Origin of the sequence: Siminovitchia fortis, assembly GCF_003605365.2 — a bacterium.
In the GTDB taxonomy this organism is placed as follows: domain Bacteria; phylum Bacillota; class Bacilli; order Bacillales; family Bacillaceae_C; genus Siminovitchia; species Siminovitchia fortis.
On record NZ_QYTU02000002.1, the window covers coordinates 85,637 to 98,726 of the forward strand.

14 protein-coding genes are annotated in these 13,090 nt (G+C 43.4%); 6 read left to right on the plus strand and 8 right to left on the minus strand.

The genetic code is table 11. From position 1 onward, the window contains the following. Positions 1 to 38: 38 nt before the first annotated feature. Together D4N35_RS02140 and D4N35_RS02145 are read right to left on the minus strand one after the other, a co-directional pair. Positions 39 to 389: a YlbF/YmcA family competence regulator gene (locus tag D4N35_RS02140; protein ID WP_120069259.1), complete on the minus strand. Its 351-nt coding sequence runs from the start codon at positions 387 to 389 to the stop codon at positions 39 to 41. A 30-nt stretch (positions 390 to 419) separates the two neighbouring features. Further along, positions 420 to 1,559 carry a DUF445 domain-containing protein gene (locus D4N35_RS02145; RefSeq protein ID WP_164876263.1) on the minus strand — a complete coding sequence of 380 codons (1,140 nt, stop codon included), beginning with the start codon at positions 1,557 to 1,559 and terminating at the stop codon, positions 420 to 422. Between the two features lie 176 nt (positions 1,560 to 1,735). On the opposite strand from D4N35_RS02145, the gene D4N35_RS02150 reads away from it, so the two are divergent. The 3 genes from D4N35_RS02150 to D4N35_RS02160 all read left to right on the plus strand — a co-directional run bounded on the left by D4N35_RS02150 (position 1,736) and on the right by D4N35_RS02160 (position 3,647). Next, complete coding sequence (locus D4N35_RS02150) at positions 1,736 to 3,100, plus strand: YheC/YheD family endospore coat-associated protein (RefSeq protein ID WP_120069265.1); 1,365 nt, start codon at positions 1,736 to 1,738, stop codon at positions 3,098 to 3,100. A gap of 57 nt (positions 3,101 to 3,157) precedes the next feature. Beyond that, positions 3,158 to 3,376, plus strand: a complete 219-nt coding sequence (locus D4N35_RS02155; RefSeq protein WP_120069268.1) for a YheE family protein — start codon at positions 3,158 to 3,160, stop codon at positions 3,374 to 3,376. Positions 3,377 to 3,449: 73 nt separating this feature from the next. Next, the gene (locus D4N35_RS02160) at positions 3,450 to 3,647 is read left to right on the plus strand and encodes a hypothetical protein (protein WP_120069271.1); all 198 of its coding nucleotides are present in this window, start codon (positions 3,450 to 3,452) and stop codon (positions 3,645 to 3,647) included. Positions 3,648 to 3,680: 33 nt separating this feature from the next. Here D4N35_RS02160 and D4N35_RS02165 read toward each other — a convergent pair whose 3' ends face one another. Next, on the minus strand, positions 3,681 to 3,929 hold the full coding sequence (locus tag D4N35_RS02165) for a hypothetical protein (protein ID WP_120069274.1): 249 nt from the start codon (positions 3,927 to 3,929) through the stop codon (positions 3,681 to 3,683). 233 nt (positions 3,930 to 4,162) lie between these two features. Here D4N35_RS02165 and D4N35_RS02170 point away from each other — a divergent pair, with 233 nt between their 5' ends. Then, complete coding sequence (locus D4N35_RS02170) at positions 4,163 to 4,366, plus strand: alpha/beta-type small acid-soluble spore protein (RefSeq protein WP_120069278.1); 204 nt, start codon at positions 4,163 to 4,165, stop codon at positions 4,364 to 4,366. A 96-nt stretch (positions 4,367 to 4,462) separates the two neighbouring features. On the opposite strand, the gene fumC is transcribed toward D4N35_RS02170, so the two are convergent. The 3 genes from fumC to D4N35_RS18020 all read right to left on the minus strand — a co-directional run bounded on the left by fumC (position 4,463) and on the right by D4N35_RS18020 (position 8,544). Further along, positions 4,463 to 5,842, minus strand: coding sequence for a class II fumarate hydratase (fumC, locus tag D4N35_RS02175; protein ID WP_120069281.1), 1,380 nt, complete (start codon positions 5,840 to 5,842; stop codon positions 4,463 to 4,465). A 94-nt stretch (positions 5,843 to 5,936) separates the two neighbouring features. Next, positions 5,937 to 8,018, minus strand: a complete 2,082-nt coding sequence (locus D4N35_RS02180) for a transglycosylase domain-containing protein (protein WP_120069283.1) — start codon at positions 8,016 to 8,018, stop codon at positions 5,937 to 5,939. Between the two features lie 355 nt (positions 8,019 to 8,373). Continuing rightward, positions 8,374 to 8,544, minus strand: coding sequence for a hypothetical protein (locus D4N35_RS18020; protein WP_164876264.1), 171 nt, complete (start codon positions 8,542 to 8,544; stop codon positions 8,374 to 8,376). 409 nt (positions 8,545 to 8,953) lie between these two features. On the opposite strand from D4N35_RS18020, the gene D4N35_RS02185 reads away from it, so the two are divergent. Further along, a complete protein-coding gene (locus D4N35_RS02185) occupies positions 8,954 to 10,087 on the plus strand; it encodes an ATP-binding protein (RefSeq protein ID WP_120069286.1) in 1,134 nt (377 codons plus the stop codon). A gap of 102 nt (positions 10,088 to 10,189) precedes the next feature. Here the strand turns inward: D4N35_RS02185 and D4N35_RS02190 are convergent, their stop codons facing one another. Then, a complete protein-coding gene (locus D4N35_RS02190) occupies positions 10,190 to 10,324 on the minus strand; it encodes a YjcZ family sporulation protein (RefSeq protein WP_120069289.1) in 135 nt (44 codons plus the stop codon). A 169-nt stretch (positions 10,325 to 10,493) separates the two neighbouring features. On the opposite strand from D4N35_RS02190, the gene D4N35_RS02195 reads away from it, so the two are divergent. After that, positions 10,494 to 12,584, plus strand: coding sequence for a DNA topoisomerase III (locus D4N35_RS02195; RefSeq protein ID WP_120069292.1), 2,091 nt, complete (start codon positions 10,494 to 10,496; stop codon positions 12,582 to 12,584). Positions 12,585 to 12,619: 35 nt separating this feature from the next. Here D4N35_RS02195 and ribH read toward each other — a convergent pair whose 3' ends face one another. Further along, positions 12,620 to 13,090 (minus strand): 6,7-dimethyl-8-ribityllumazine synthase, encoded by a 471-nt coding sequence (ribH, locus tag D4N35_RS02200; protein ID WP_120069295.1) that lies wholly within the window; start codon positions 13,088 to 13,090, stop codon positions 12,620 to 12,622.

A 13,090-nucleotide genomic window follows, 5' to 3' on the forward strand; every position in this document is an offset into this window, starting at 1 on the left:
AAATTCCATCAAAAAAAGCCCCTCAAAGAGGAGCCATCTTAAGACATAGAGCTGTATAACTCATCCAGCGGCTTCATGATAATTTTATTTAGTTCGGTAATGGTCATGCTCATTTGCTGCTCGGCTTCCATGAGCCTTGTCACTTTCTCATTTTGCTGCACCCTGTTGGCTATTTCCTGGGCATGCATGACCTCCTCTTCGGAAATATCGCGGCCTTCCAGCTGCTTTTGCTGGAGCTGCATCTGGATATCGCGGAACTCGCCAAACATTCTGTTTGCTTCATTGTCATCGGTAACAGATCTATACATCTCTTTCAAATGCTTGAATTCGTTACTGTTTCGCATCGCTTTTTCAAGGTCGTACGCAAAATCATACAGGTTTGTGTTCATTTTCATCCCTCCTCACCCAAGTGTAACATATTATGAAGTGATCATTACAATGATTCCTTGAATCACTCCGATCAAGCCCCCAAGCAGGGCACCCAGATAGGTGATCATTACGAGCTCTTTTTTGGCAACGGCTATGACCAGTTCTTCCAGGCGTTCAAGGGAAAATGACTCAATCTCCTTCCTGACAATATCCTCCACCTGGAATCGTTCAAGGATTTCACCCGATTGTCTGGTCAAATAGTCGCCTGCGGCTGCAAGCAGGCGGGGAACAACCGTATCCAACAGTTTGGGTCTAAAGGGTTCAATCAGATCTTTAATCGGTTTTCGCAAATACCCTTCCAATGGAAAAAGATCGGAAGCCCCTTCTTTTAAAAATCGCAAAACCTTTTCCTCATTGACACCGGAATAAAACTCTCCAAGCTTTCTTTGTTCCAGCTTTCTTGCTTCCTCCTCCAATATGGATATAAGGAGATCTCTTGTCCCTTGATTATGGAAGAATCTCATTATTTCCGGCTGCACCTTATCCGCCAGCTGATCTTCTCCTATAAACATCTGGACCAAATTCCAAAGCTTTCCCCTGTTTTTTAAAAAATTCTCGATCATGACTCTAATTTTTTCTTTTCCTTCTTCGCTGGAAAAGTAATCTGTACCTTTTTGAATGATGTGGTCAGCCAGTTCCGGAATTTTACTGTGTATCGTTTCTGTAAGCTGGCCGGGAAAAATGTTCCGAACCGGCTCATCCAGATATTTTTTCTTAAGTGAGTCATATTTTTTTTCAATCGTTCGATCAATGGCTGAATCCATTTTCTCCAAAGGGTTATTTATTCCAAATTGGTTCAATATTTCTTCCGGGGTCATCCCTTTTTCCAGCCAGCTGTTCAATTTGGCGTTGATCCATTCCTCTGTCTCACGCTTGAATGCCTCATCCGTCAGTTTTTTATAAATGCTTTCAGGGGTTACCAGATAGCCTACAACGAGTTTTCCAATTTGGGCAGCCAATTCACCCTGCCGCTTCGGAATCAGGCCTGGCGTAAACGGTAACCGCCATTTTCCGATATAAAGCGTTCGATACGGGCGAAACAGCATCCGGATCGCCAAAAAGTTGGTGAACCCCCCTATTACGGCTCCGATAATGACCATGAATGGTATGACTGTATACCAGCTTGACATGTATTTCCTCTCCTTATAACCGTTTAAGAACATGGACATCTTCTCGTTCATACGATATGGGGAATGCGCCCAGTTCCGTTGTTTGGCCTTTTTTGCCAATTGTACGGTCTGAACTGATTATAAATAATAATGGTGCACAAGGGCAAATATGGACACCTTTAAAGGAGGGCCTTTATATGAGGGTTCGGTATAAATGCGAGATTTTCGACAGCAACGAGATAAGACTGTATTATCCGCGGGAATTTAAGCCTAAAGGAGAACATCGATTCACCTCATTTGGTTCCAATGCTGCGGAAGCTGAATGCAGCCGGCATCCAAATGGAAGAAATGTCATTTCCATCAGTTCAAGTTTAGCTAAAATTTTGGGAATCCCTGAATTCGTTTCATCACTCTGCCTCTTCGATGATGATGAAACGTTCTATCTCGGTCCACTTGTAGGCATTTTTACATCGGGTTTTACTCCATTTCAATTATTGCCGGTTGGTGAAAGGACAAAAAACTTCGCCAAGCAAATGTCACTGCAGGCATCCGTCGGGGCGGTTCCTTTCTTATTCGGCGAAAAACATATTGATTGGGAAAAAGGTGTCATTAATGGATTTTTCTATCACGAACATAGCTGGAAAAGAAGGATTGTTCCCTTTCCAAATGTCGTATATGATCGGCTGCCAAACCGCTTAAGTGAAAGCCGGCCTTCATTTAAAAAAGTGAAAGAAAAAATGGAAAATGACTATTTAATCCCTTGGTACAATCCAGGTTTTTTCAACAAGCTGGAGCTTCATGAGCGATTATACAATGATTCGCGTGCCGAACATTATTTGCCTGAAACACATCCATTCAGGTCTTTTTCAGATATTGAACGGATGGTTGCCACTTACGGGCACGTATATTTGAAACAGGCGGACGGCAGTAACGGCGAGAGGATTCGGCAAGTGCTTTATGATCCGGAAAAAGGTGATTACTATTGCCGATTTTTTGATGAAAAAAGCCGACTGTATAAATATGATTCCATTGAAAGCCTGATCAATCACATGTACAAAGGCAAGGAATCAGAGAAATTGATTGTCCAGCAGGGTATCCGCCTGCGCCGAATCGACAAAAAGCCGATGGACTTTCGTGTCCATGTCAACAAAGATGAAAACGGGCATTGGAAAGTCAGTGCGATTGCCGCTAAAATAGCCGGGGAAGGAAGCCCGACAACACATACCAGGTTTGGCGGCGTAGTGCGTTCCCTTGAAGAAGTTTTTCCGGAAGAAGAGGAGAGGGAAACTTTTCGGAATAAGCTCCATAAAGCCGCATTGGATCTCGCTGCTGCCATTGAAGACAACATCGGAGGAATTGTTGGGGAAATCGGCTTTGATCTTGGAATTGACCGTAACGGAAAGATTTGGATGTTCGAGGCCAACTCAAAACCAGGCAGGCAAATATTTTCCCATCCCGGCCTCAAAGAATCCGATACATTGACCAGCAAGCTGGCCCTTGCATTCGCAGTTCATTTGACGGAAAAAACAATCCATTCTCCTCAACTGCTTTGGGAGGGATAATCATAGCTTCTCATCTGATTGATTGGTAAAATAGTTCTAAAAACCGAGGTGACCCGCATGCTGCAGCACTTCCAATACAAGCCGCTTTATAAAGATGAACGAATTCCCGGGTGGGCATTTTCCTTTTATTTCTCCGGAAAAAGAATAGAAGGCAGCTATCAACAAGATGGAACAATTGTATGGACATCCGGAAAGCCGGACAGGGAACATGAGAATGCCCTGAAAAAGCAGGTGCACGATTTAATGCTGTTTCATGTATACGATCAGCAGCGTTAATCTTTTACCAACTTTTTATATGCATGGCCAAACGTATCAGCAGCCGAAACTATCCGTAAGGAGGCTGAAAGCGTTGAAGAAGAAAAAGCTGAAAGATCAATTTTTGCCTGATTCAGACCACGAAGGCCGGGACAGATATTTCATGGATGTAGACCGGATGGAAAATGAAGGCATGTCCGGAGGCTATGTTTTTATGAGAGAAGACTCAACAAACATAGAGCAATCCACTGATTTTTTTCCAGAGGATCCGCCGCAGGATCGTATGGAATAACCAAGGGACTCGACAACGGGTCCCTTTCTTTCGTTATGATCCATAAAAAATTTTCAGCTCCTGTTGCGTTCCACACGCTTCACAAATGAACATGTGCACACATTCAGGCTTTTGTGTGCTCTTTGGATCCCCGTCAACCAATTTATTCAAGTCAATTTCCATATAGGGGGAATAATCACCATAAAAATCATATATTTTCCCTTGATCCTTCAGTGCTCCCATACATATGGAACAGGCCCGATTCTCGGCTGGCATCCCGTTGCATAACCGGCAGTAATTCATAAGCAGTCCTCCTCTTATCACATATCTTTTGTGAAATCGGGGAATACATGTATGGCACCCGGCTTTTCATTCAGGTAAAAAGTTCCTCTTCTCTTTCTGTATATTTTCACCTTGAAAAATCATAATAAATGGTACAAACAATGGGTTAAGCCAAAAGAAGGCCACATGCATGTGTGTCGGTGCAAATCCGGCTAACCCAGCCAAATTTATAACAACAGCAAGGAGATGACAACATGGCTAACAACAACTCAAACCAAATTTTAGTTGCTGGTGCCGAGCAGGCAATCGACCAAATGAAGGTTGAAATTGCCCAGGAGTTTGGAGTAAATCTTGGTGCAGACACTACCTCCCGCGCCAATGGTTCTGTCGGTGGAGAAATTACCAAGCGCCTGGTAGCAATGGCACAACAACAGCTTGGCGGATTCTCCCAACAATAACTAAATAAAACATGGCAAAAGGCCCCCGTTGATTCGGGGGCCTTTCATATGGGGCCGGACCTCTTATTGTCCAGTTCCGGCGCCTCCACTTTTTCTTTATAAATTTACCATCTTTTTCGGATCGATCCATTCGTCGTATTGCTCTTCTGTGAGATATCCTGTTTTGATTGCCGCTTCTTTCAATGTTGTTCCCTCTTTGAAAGCAAGCTTGGCAATCTCGGCCGCTTTTTCATACCCGATATGAGGATTCAACGCTGTAACAAGCATAAGGGACCGATTCACATTTTCCTCGATTACTTCAACGTTCGGCTCAAGGCCTTTCAAGCATTTTTCATTGAATGAGATCATTGAATCTGCAAGCAGATGGACTGACTGCAGGAAGTTGTAAATAATTACTGGTTTATACACGTTAAGCTCAAAGTTTCCCTGGCTTGCAGCAAAGCCGATGGCTGCATCGTTTCCGAATACTTGGACGCCAACCATTGTGAGCGCCTCACTTTGCGTCGGATTCACTTTTCCAGGCATGATGGAGCTTCCCGGTTCATTGGCGGGAATCGAAATTTCTCCAATTCCGCTGCGTGGGCCGCTTGCAAGCCAACGAACATCGTTGGCTATTTTTGTCAAATCGGCGGCAAGTCCCTTCAATGCTCCGTGAACGAAAACAATTTCGTCATGGCTTGTGAGTGCATGGAACTTATTATCCGATGATTTGAAAGAATACCCGGTTTGCCTGCTCAGCTGTTCCGCCACTTTGTCGCCAAAATCCGGTTCAGCATTGATGCCGGTACCCACAGCCGTTCCGCCAATAGCCAGATTAAGGAGATGCTCGGCACTTTCTTTGATCATTCTTTCACTTTTTTCAACCATTGCCCTCCAGCCGCTGATTTCCTGTCCAAGCGTAAGCGGAGTGGCATCCTGCAAATGCGTGCGGCCAATTTTAATGATATCCATATACGCTTTTTCTTTTTCAAGAAGCGTTTGTTTCAACTGGTCCAAGGCAGGAATCAAATCATGGTAAATGGCATGGTATGCAGCAATATGCATTGCTGTCGGGAATGTATCGTTGGAGCTTTGCGACATATTGATATCATCATTCGGATGAATCTTCTCTTCAGAACCCACATTTAATAATTCATTTGCTCTGCGGGCAATCACTTCATTCACGTTCATGTTGGACTGAGTGCCGCTTCCTGTCTGCCAGACAACAAGCGGAAAGTGGTCGTCAAACTTGCCCTCAAGCACTTCATCGCATGCTTTGACGATCGCTTCCTTTTTGGCATCTGATAACTTTCCGAATACATTATTTGTAAGTGCAGCAGCTTTTTTTAACTGGGCAAAAGCCTTGATGACTTCCAAAGGCATTTTTTCATTTCCAATTTTAAAATTCTGCTTGCTCCGTTGAGTTTGTGCGCCCCAGTATTTATCTGCAGGCACCTTAATTTCACCAATTGTATCCCGTTCGATGCGGAATTCCATTCTTACATGCCTCCTCTAAGTTTTAACCATAGGTATTCTCTCATATATCGGCAAAAATTTCATCTACCCTGCCGGAAATGATGAAAAAACCTGCTTAATCATTTTGGAACCGCCTATACGTTTCCTTTAATTTTTCTTCAAACTTATTCAAATTTCCTTTTCCTTTTTCCAATTTTTCTTTCCATTTTTTTGCTTCATCCATCATTTTGTCATCAAAATTTTTCATTTGTTCTTTGAGAGAATTCTCTTCTTTTTTTCGCTCTTCCTCAAGCCGTTTATTGATGGATGGCGTTTCAAATTTATCTTTTTCAACATGCGGAAGTGTCTGTTCCATCATTGAGCGGAAAATGGGGACGACTGTATCACTGCTGGAGCCTTTTAAATAATGGTCTCTGTCGGTCCTGTCATAGCCAAGCCAAACAGCCCCCACAAGGTTTGGCGTATAGCCGACAAACCATTGATCCTTCGTTCCATCCGGTATTTCCGGATATGGAAGCTGTGTTGACCCGGTTTTTCCGGCAATATCGTAGCCATCAAGTTTCGCGTTTCTCCCTGTTCCGGTCTCCACCACGTTCAGGAGAATGGCCGTCATTTTTTCAGCCGTTTTACTGCTTGTCACCCGGGTGGTTTTCGGTTTGAATTCACCTTCCACATTCCCTGTGGGACCGACAATTTTTGTGATGATATGGCTTTTTGCCCTTTTCCCGCCATTTGCAAAAACGGAATAGGCTTCCGCCATTTGCTGGGGTGAATATCCCGTTTTCGTTCCACCCAATGCCAGGCTTAGGTTTTCATCTTCCTTTTGGATGGTAAGTCCGAATTTCTTGGCGGCTGCGACCCCTTTATCAAGGCCAATTTCATTCAAAAGCCAGACAGCCGGAACATTCAATGATTGCTCAACAGCAGTATATAAAGGCACTTCACCCGCATATTGCCCGTTGAAATTCTTTGGTGTATAGCCTGAAAATGTCATTCCTTCCTCGTCTTTTAAAGTGGAATGGGCCGTATAGCCTTCTTCAAGTGCCGGAGTGTAAACAACAAGGGGCTTAATGGCCGAACCCGGCTGTGCCTTCAGCTGTGTCGCCCTGTTATAAGCGCGGAAAGTATGCTCTCCCCTTCCGCCGACAAGCCCCCGGATGCCTCCCGTTTTTGGATCAAGCATGATCGCCCCGCTCTGGGCAAGTGTTCCGTCTGAACTTACAGGAAAAAGATAGTTGTTTTGATATACTTTTTCCAAACCCGCCTGAACATTTTGATCCATCTCAGTGTAAATTTTATAACCGCGGGTCAATATTTCTTCCTGTGTCAGGCCGTACTGGTTAATAGCCTCATTTAATACGGCATCCACATAATAAGGATACTTTCCTTTCAGCGGATCCGCGCCTTTGTCTTCTAGTACAATTTTCTCATTGACAGCTTCCTGATATTCTGACTCACTTATCATTTCATATTTCAGCATTTGGCTTAATACGAGATTCCGCCGTTCAACTGACGCATCATAATTTTTATATGGATCGAGGGCTGATGGCCGGTTCACTATTCCCGCCAGCATCGCGGCTTCACTGAGTGTAATTTGGCTTACATCCTTGCCAAAAAATTTTTTGGATGCATTTTGGACTCCCCAGCCGCCGCTTCCAAAAAAAGCTTGGTTCAGATACATTTCCAATATTTCATCTTTCGTAAACTTCTTTTCGATTTCGATTGCCAGAAAAACTTCCTCCAGCTTCCGTTTATATGTCCGCTCTGGAGAAAGAAGGGCATTTTTGGTCAACTGCTGCGTCAGCGTACTTCCTCCGGCCGTGATTCTTCCAGCAAACAGATTTTTAAAAAACGCCCGGGAAATACCGTAAAGGTCGAATCCCCTATGTTTATAAAATCGGTGGTCCTCAACGGCCACTATGGCATTCTTCATATTTTCAGGGACTTCCGCTATTGGGACGCCTTCCATCCGGTTGGCAGATATTTTACTGGCTTCATCACCATCTTTGTCGTAGATAACGGTTGCCTGTGCCAATCCCTGTTTCAAAGATTCGACATTGGCAGCACTAGCCAAATAGGCAAAATATGACAGGCCGATCAAAATAACCAACGAAGCGATCAGCAATAAAATTTGATTCAGATGGGCTTTTTTCCAAAACCTCCATAAACTGTCTTTTATTTTATAAAACAGGTCCATACCTTTTCCTCGCTTTCAATTGCGCCGGCTCCATACACATTTGGAAACCAATTATAATATAATGTTTTTTTCATCAAAAAGCTACAAGAAAAGTGAAGGGCGACGTTTAGCGACGTACAGACTGGACGACTCCTGACGAGATAAAGGAAACACGGCGAAGCCGCAGGCGAGCCGATGTTGACTTATCGTAGGAAGGAGGAGGAAGTCTGCTAGTCGCTGGAGCCCGGAACTGGACAACAAGAAAAGTGGAAGGCGACGTTTAGCGGCGTACAGACTGGACGACTCCTGACAGATAAAGGAAACACAAAAAAAAACAACCGGTTTATTCCGATTGTTTGGGCGCATCGTATAAGGATTAGTGATCCAGTTCTTTTTCTTTCACCCTGGACAGCTCATTTTCCAATGTTTTCATATACATATACACAATTTGCCTTGTTTTATCATCTGCTCCAATGATTTCCAAATGATTCATACATTTGCTGATTACAGGATTTTTCGATTTGTTTTTTTCCTCTTCATTTTTCATACTACCCACCCCTGTCTGCAAGGCTTGGCCTGCCATAATTTATAATGATGGAAAAATCGTCATTTTACACCAAATACAATGGGTAGATATTTGCTGAATTATATTTATTATATATAGACTTTTCAAACAAGTATATAGGTACTTTTTATCAACTTTTCAGAAATAACAAGGTCGGAAGCCTTGAAATACACCGCTTTTTATATAATATCAATAACGTTTTTATCAGCTTTATTTTCATTTTATATAAAAAGTGGCTTAAAAAGATTAGGAGAATTTGTTCGATTTGGGCATATCCTACAAATTGCTGCATACATATCTATAAAGCTCTTAAATAAATTGCATAAAATTAATGTTTAAAAGAGTCTTTTTACCCTTCAACTGATATAATGGAGAGGAGGTGAGTACGGGGATGAACCAGCTTACGGACGAACTTATATCTTTTCTTCAACAAAAAAGATCAAGCTTCCTCGAAAAATGGAAAGAAAGAGCGATGCTGCCTCCCGATTTGACCCAGCTCAACAGAGAGAAGCTGGACAACAAGGGAAAGTTCATATATGAGGTTGCTTTGAAAGCACTTTCTTTGCCTAAGGTTGACTTGCAAACCTATTTACAGGCAAGTGCCCATAAAGTAGCGCAAACGAAAATAAGAGAAAACTCGGAAATTGAACTCTTAGTTTATAACCTGAACATGGCAAAAAATATACTTTGCGAAGAAGTGTGTAATTTTCCATCAGAACCGCAAATTTTAAAGAAATTTTTCATGCATTTATCCTATATTTTTGATCATTTTTCATATCACTCTGTCATGCATTATAGAAGGCTGAAACAACAATTGAATGAACAGGATAACCGGTATATTCACTCAAGCCATGAAGACCGTCTCACGCTGCTTGGCCAAATGACGTCCAGCTTCGTCCATGAATTCAGAAATCCCTTAACAACCGTTCAAGGGTTTGTTCAGCTCCTGCGTGCGGAGTATCCCGATCTCCCATACATGGATATCATCTCTTCAGAACTGGATCAACTTAAATTCCGGATCACTCAGTTTCTAATGCTTTCCAAAAAACAGGAAGTGAATCAGGAAGAAGTCATTTTTTCCTTAAATGAACTTGTTGCACAAGTTGCTTCTTTCGTGTATCCCAGGCTGCTGGAATTGAGGGTCTCCCTTCACCAGGAAATGGAAAATGACCTGTATGTAAAAGGAATCCAGGAAGAAGTACGCCAGGTGATCATTAATATCATTTTTAATGCAATTGAAGTCATGGCATCCGCTGATGCAGAGTCCGTCATACATATAAAAGGATACAAGAAAGGAAACTCGATTTATCTCGAAACTTCCAATACCGGGCCGAAGATTCCTGATTCTTTGATCAAAGATATTTTTGAACCATTTGTAACGACCAAAAAATCCGGTACAGGTCTGGGACTTTATGTTTCCAGACAAATCATAGAAAAACACCACGGGCAGTTATTATGCAGTTCCAATGAGAAATGGACCACTTTCACCATTATCCTGCCTTCTCCACATGAAAAGGATAGGTAAAGTTGCAGGCTTTTTTTGTGAGTAACGTCTAATATCCAAATTAAAGTTACATAATCCAATTGGAAAAAGAGCGGTATATCCCGCTCTTTTCTATTGTGGATTTTACCACCAAGCTGCACCAACAATGATTAACAGAATGAACAATACGACGATCAACGCAAAGCCACCGCCATAGCCAAAACCTCCGCCGTAGCCGTAGCCGCCGTAGCCACAACCGAAGCCACATCCGCCCCACATAAGCGTTCACCTCCTGATCGGGGATAAGTAAAAATCCCTACACAATAAACTATTCAAATTGGGAGTTTATGTTTGGGCTTGCGACATATACAGCCAATCATTTTTGGTTTTTTACACATTCCGCTATGTTATGATATACAGTAGAAGCAGCAAGAAGGGAGTCAAGCAATTGAAATCATTAGTACTGGCAGAAAAGCCCAGTGTTGCAAGGGATCTGGCCCGGGTTCTCGGCTGCACGGAAAAAAAGAAATATTCCATCGAGGGTCCGCAATATGTCGTTACATGGGCTTTGGGACATTTGATCGAACTGAAGATGCCGGAAGACTATGATCAAAAATATAAGACGTGGAAATTGGAAGATTTGCCGATTATTCCTGAAAAAATGGACTTAAAAGTGATCCGGCAAACCTTTCCGCAATATAAAGGAATTGAACAGCTTGCCAAAAGAAAAGACATTAAAGACCTGATCATCGCGACTGATGCGGGACGTGAAGGTGAACTCGTCGCCCGTTGGATCATAAAAAAGGTCCGCTGGAAAAAGCCGGTGAAACGCCTTTGGATCTCGTCCTACACTGACCGCGCAATCAAGGAAGGATTCCGGCAATTAAAGCCGGCGAAGCAATACGATGCTTTATATGATTCAGCCGTTTGCAGAGCTGAAGCCGACTGGCTCATCGGTTTGAATGTAACAAGGGCTTTGACTACGAAATTCGACGATCCCCTTTCAGCGGGACGTGTGCAGACCCCGACACTCGGAATGATTATAAAGCAGGAAAAAGAAATACAATCATTCGTTCCGAAAGAATATTGGACAGTTCATATACAAGCCGGCGGCCTTGAAGCCGAGTGGGAACACCAAGGGGAAAAAAGAGTTTTTTCAAAAGATAAGGCAAATGCCATTATTGCAAAAGTGAAAAATCAGAAAGCGGTTGTGAAGGCGGTCGACCGCAAGGATAAATCGGAGCAGCAGCCCCTCCCTTATGATTTGACTGAATTGCAAAGGGACGCAAACCGCCGGTTCGGTTTTTCAGCCAAAAAAACTTCAAACGTTTTGCAAGGTTTATACGAAAATCATAAGATCGTTACGTATCCCAGGACGGACTCAAGGTATTTGACCACTGACCTGGCAGCTACGATGGCCGACCGGCTTGAAGCCCTTCGCTCCGCCTACAAAGATGATGTGCAGCCTGTATTGAAGCAGAAGGTGAAGGTGCTGGCCTCCCGTGTCTTCAACAACCAAAAAGTTACAGATCACCATGCCATTATTCCAACGGAACAGCCGGTAAGATTAAGCGACCTTTCGCAGGATGAAAAAAAACTCTTTGATTTGATCGCCAAACGCTTCCTGGCACTTTTTTACCCGGCTTATAAATATGAAACACTTCGTGTGACGATTGAGTCTGGCGGTGAAACGTTCCTGGCAAAGGAAACGACAGTCATTGATGAAGGATTTAAGGTGCTGACAAGGCAGCAGGATGGAGAAAAGCACCTGAAGTCCCTCCAGCATTTAAAGCAGGGGCAAACATTTACAATCGAGAACAGCCGGCTTCAGGAACATCTGACGGAAGCCCCGCCAAGATTTACGGAATCCGACCTCTTGGCGAGGATGGAGAAATACGGACTTGGAACACCTGCTACAAGAGCTGATATTATCGAGAAGCTTCTAAGCTCACAGGTGATTGACCGCTCAAACAACCGCCTGTTCCCCACGCCAAAAGGCAAGCAGCTTATTGAACTTGTGAACGATGAGCTGAAGTCTCCGGAATTGACAGCCAAGTGGGAAGCCGAACTGGAGGCAATCGCCCGCCAAAAAGGGGATCCGGAGAAGTTTTTACAAAATATCCGAAAGCAGACAAAACGCCTTGTAACTGAAGTCAAGCAAAGCGATAAATCGTATAAAGCCCATAATATTACGGGTACCAAATGTCCTGAATGCAGTTCTCTCATGAAGGAAATCAAAGGAAAGGACGGGCGCATGCTTGTTTGTTCCAACAGAGAGTGCAATTTCCGAAAAAGGAAAGACCCGAAGCTTTCCAACCGCCGCTGTCCGCAATGCCACAAGAAAATGGAAATCCATAAGGGAAAAGCGGGTATGTATTTCCAATGCCGCAAGTGCAATCTGGTGGAAAAAGCTGAAAACCGGAAAAAGACAGTCACAAAGCGGGAAGAGCGCCAGCTTCTGAAAAAATATTCCAATGATGAAGGTTTTGGAAACAGCATGGCGGATGCATTAAAGGCGGCACTGAAAGATAAAAAGTAAAGGCAACGGCTGTCCGATCGGGCAGCCGTTTTACATTAGGAATTCATTGATTTATATAAGTTTGCCATCTCAATGGCATCAACTGCCGAATCCCAGCCTTTATTCCCTGCTTTTGTTCCGGCCCTTTCGACAGCCTGCTCAATCGTATCTGTTGTCAGAACACCGAATATGACAGGAATTCCCGATTGAAGCGCAACATTCGCCGCACCCTTCGCCGCTTCGCTGCAAACATAATCAAAATGCGGGGTTGCACCGCGTATAACAGTCCCTAAAGTGATAATTGCATCATACTCATTCATTTCTGCCATTTTCTTGGCAGTCAACGGTATTTCAAATGCACCGGGCACCCATACAACCGAAACATCATCCTCGGAAACACCGTGGCGTCTCAATGCATCCAGCGCTCCGGACAGAAGTTTTCCTGTAATGAATTCGTTGAATCTGCCTGCGACAATACCGATTTTCAATCCTGTACCAACTAAATTCCCTTCATAAACTGTTTTCAT

Bases quoted from the DNA above. Each gene is read 5' to 3' on its own strand.
- D4N35_RS02140 (WP_120069259.1), bottom strand. From the start codon at position 389: ATGAACACAAACCTGTATGATTTTGCGTACGACCTTGAAAAAGCGATG.
- D4N35_RS02145 (WP_164876263.1), bottom strand. From the start codon at position 1,559: ATGTCAAGCTGGTATACAGTCATACCATTCATGGTCATTATCGGAGCC.
- D4N35_RS02150 (WP_120069265.1), top strand. From the start codon at position 1,736: ATGAGGGTTCGGTATAAATGCGAGATTTTCGACAGCAACGAGATAAGA.
- D4N35_RS02155 (WP_120069268.1), top strand. From the start codon at position 3,158: ATGCTGCAGCACTTCCAATACAAGCCGCTTTATAAAGATGAACGAATT.
- D4N35_RS02165 (WP_120069274.1), bottom strand. From the start codon at position 3,929: ATGAATTACTGCCGGTTATGCAACGGGATGCCAGCCGAGAATCGGGCC.
- D4N35_RS02170 (WP_120069278.1), top strand. From the start codon at position 4,163: ATGGCTAACAACAACTCAAACCAAATTTTAGTTGCTGGTGCCGAGCAG.
- fumC (WP_120069281.1), bottom strand. From the start codon at position 5,842: ATGGAATTCCGCATCGAACGGGATACAATTGGTGAAATTAAGGTGCCT.
- D4N35_RS02180 (WP_120069283.1), bottom strand. From the start codon at position 8,018: ATGGACCTGTTTTATAAAATAAAAGACAGTTTATGGAGGTTTTGGAAA.
- D4N35_RS18020 (WP_164876264.1), bottom strand. From the start codon at position 8,544: ATGAAAAATGAAGAGGAAAAAAACAAATCGAAAAATCCTGTAATCAGC.
- D4N35_RS02185 (WP_120069286.1), top strand. From the start codon at position 8,954: ATGAACCAGCTTACGGACGAACTTATATCTTTTCTTCAACAAAAAAGA.
- D4N35_RS02190 (WP_120069289.1), bottom strand. From the start codon at position 10,324: ATGTGGGGCGGATGTGGCTTCGGTTGTGGCTACGGCGGCTACGGCTAC.
- ribH (WP_120069295.1), bottom strand. From the start codon at position 13,090: ATGAAAACAGTTTATGAAGGGAATTTAGTTGGTACAGGATTGAAAATC.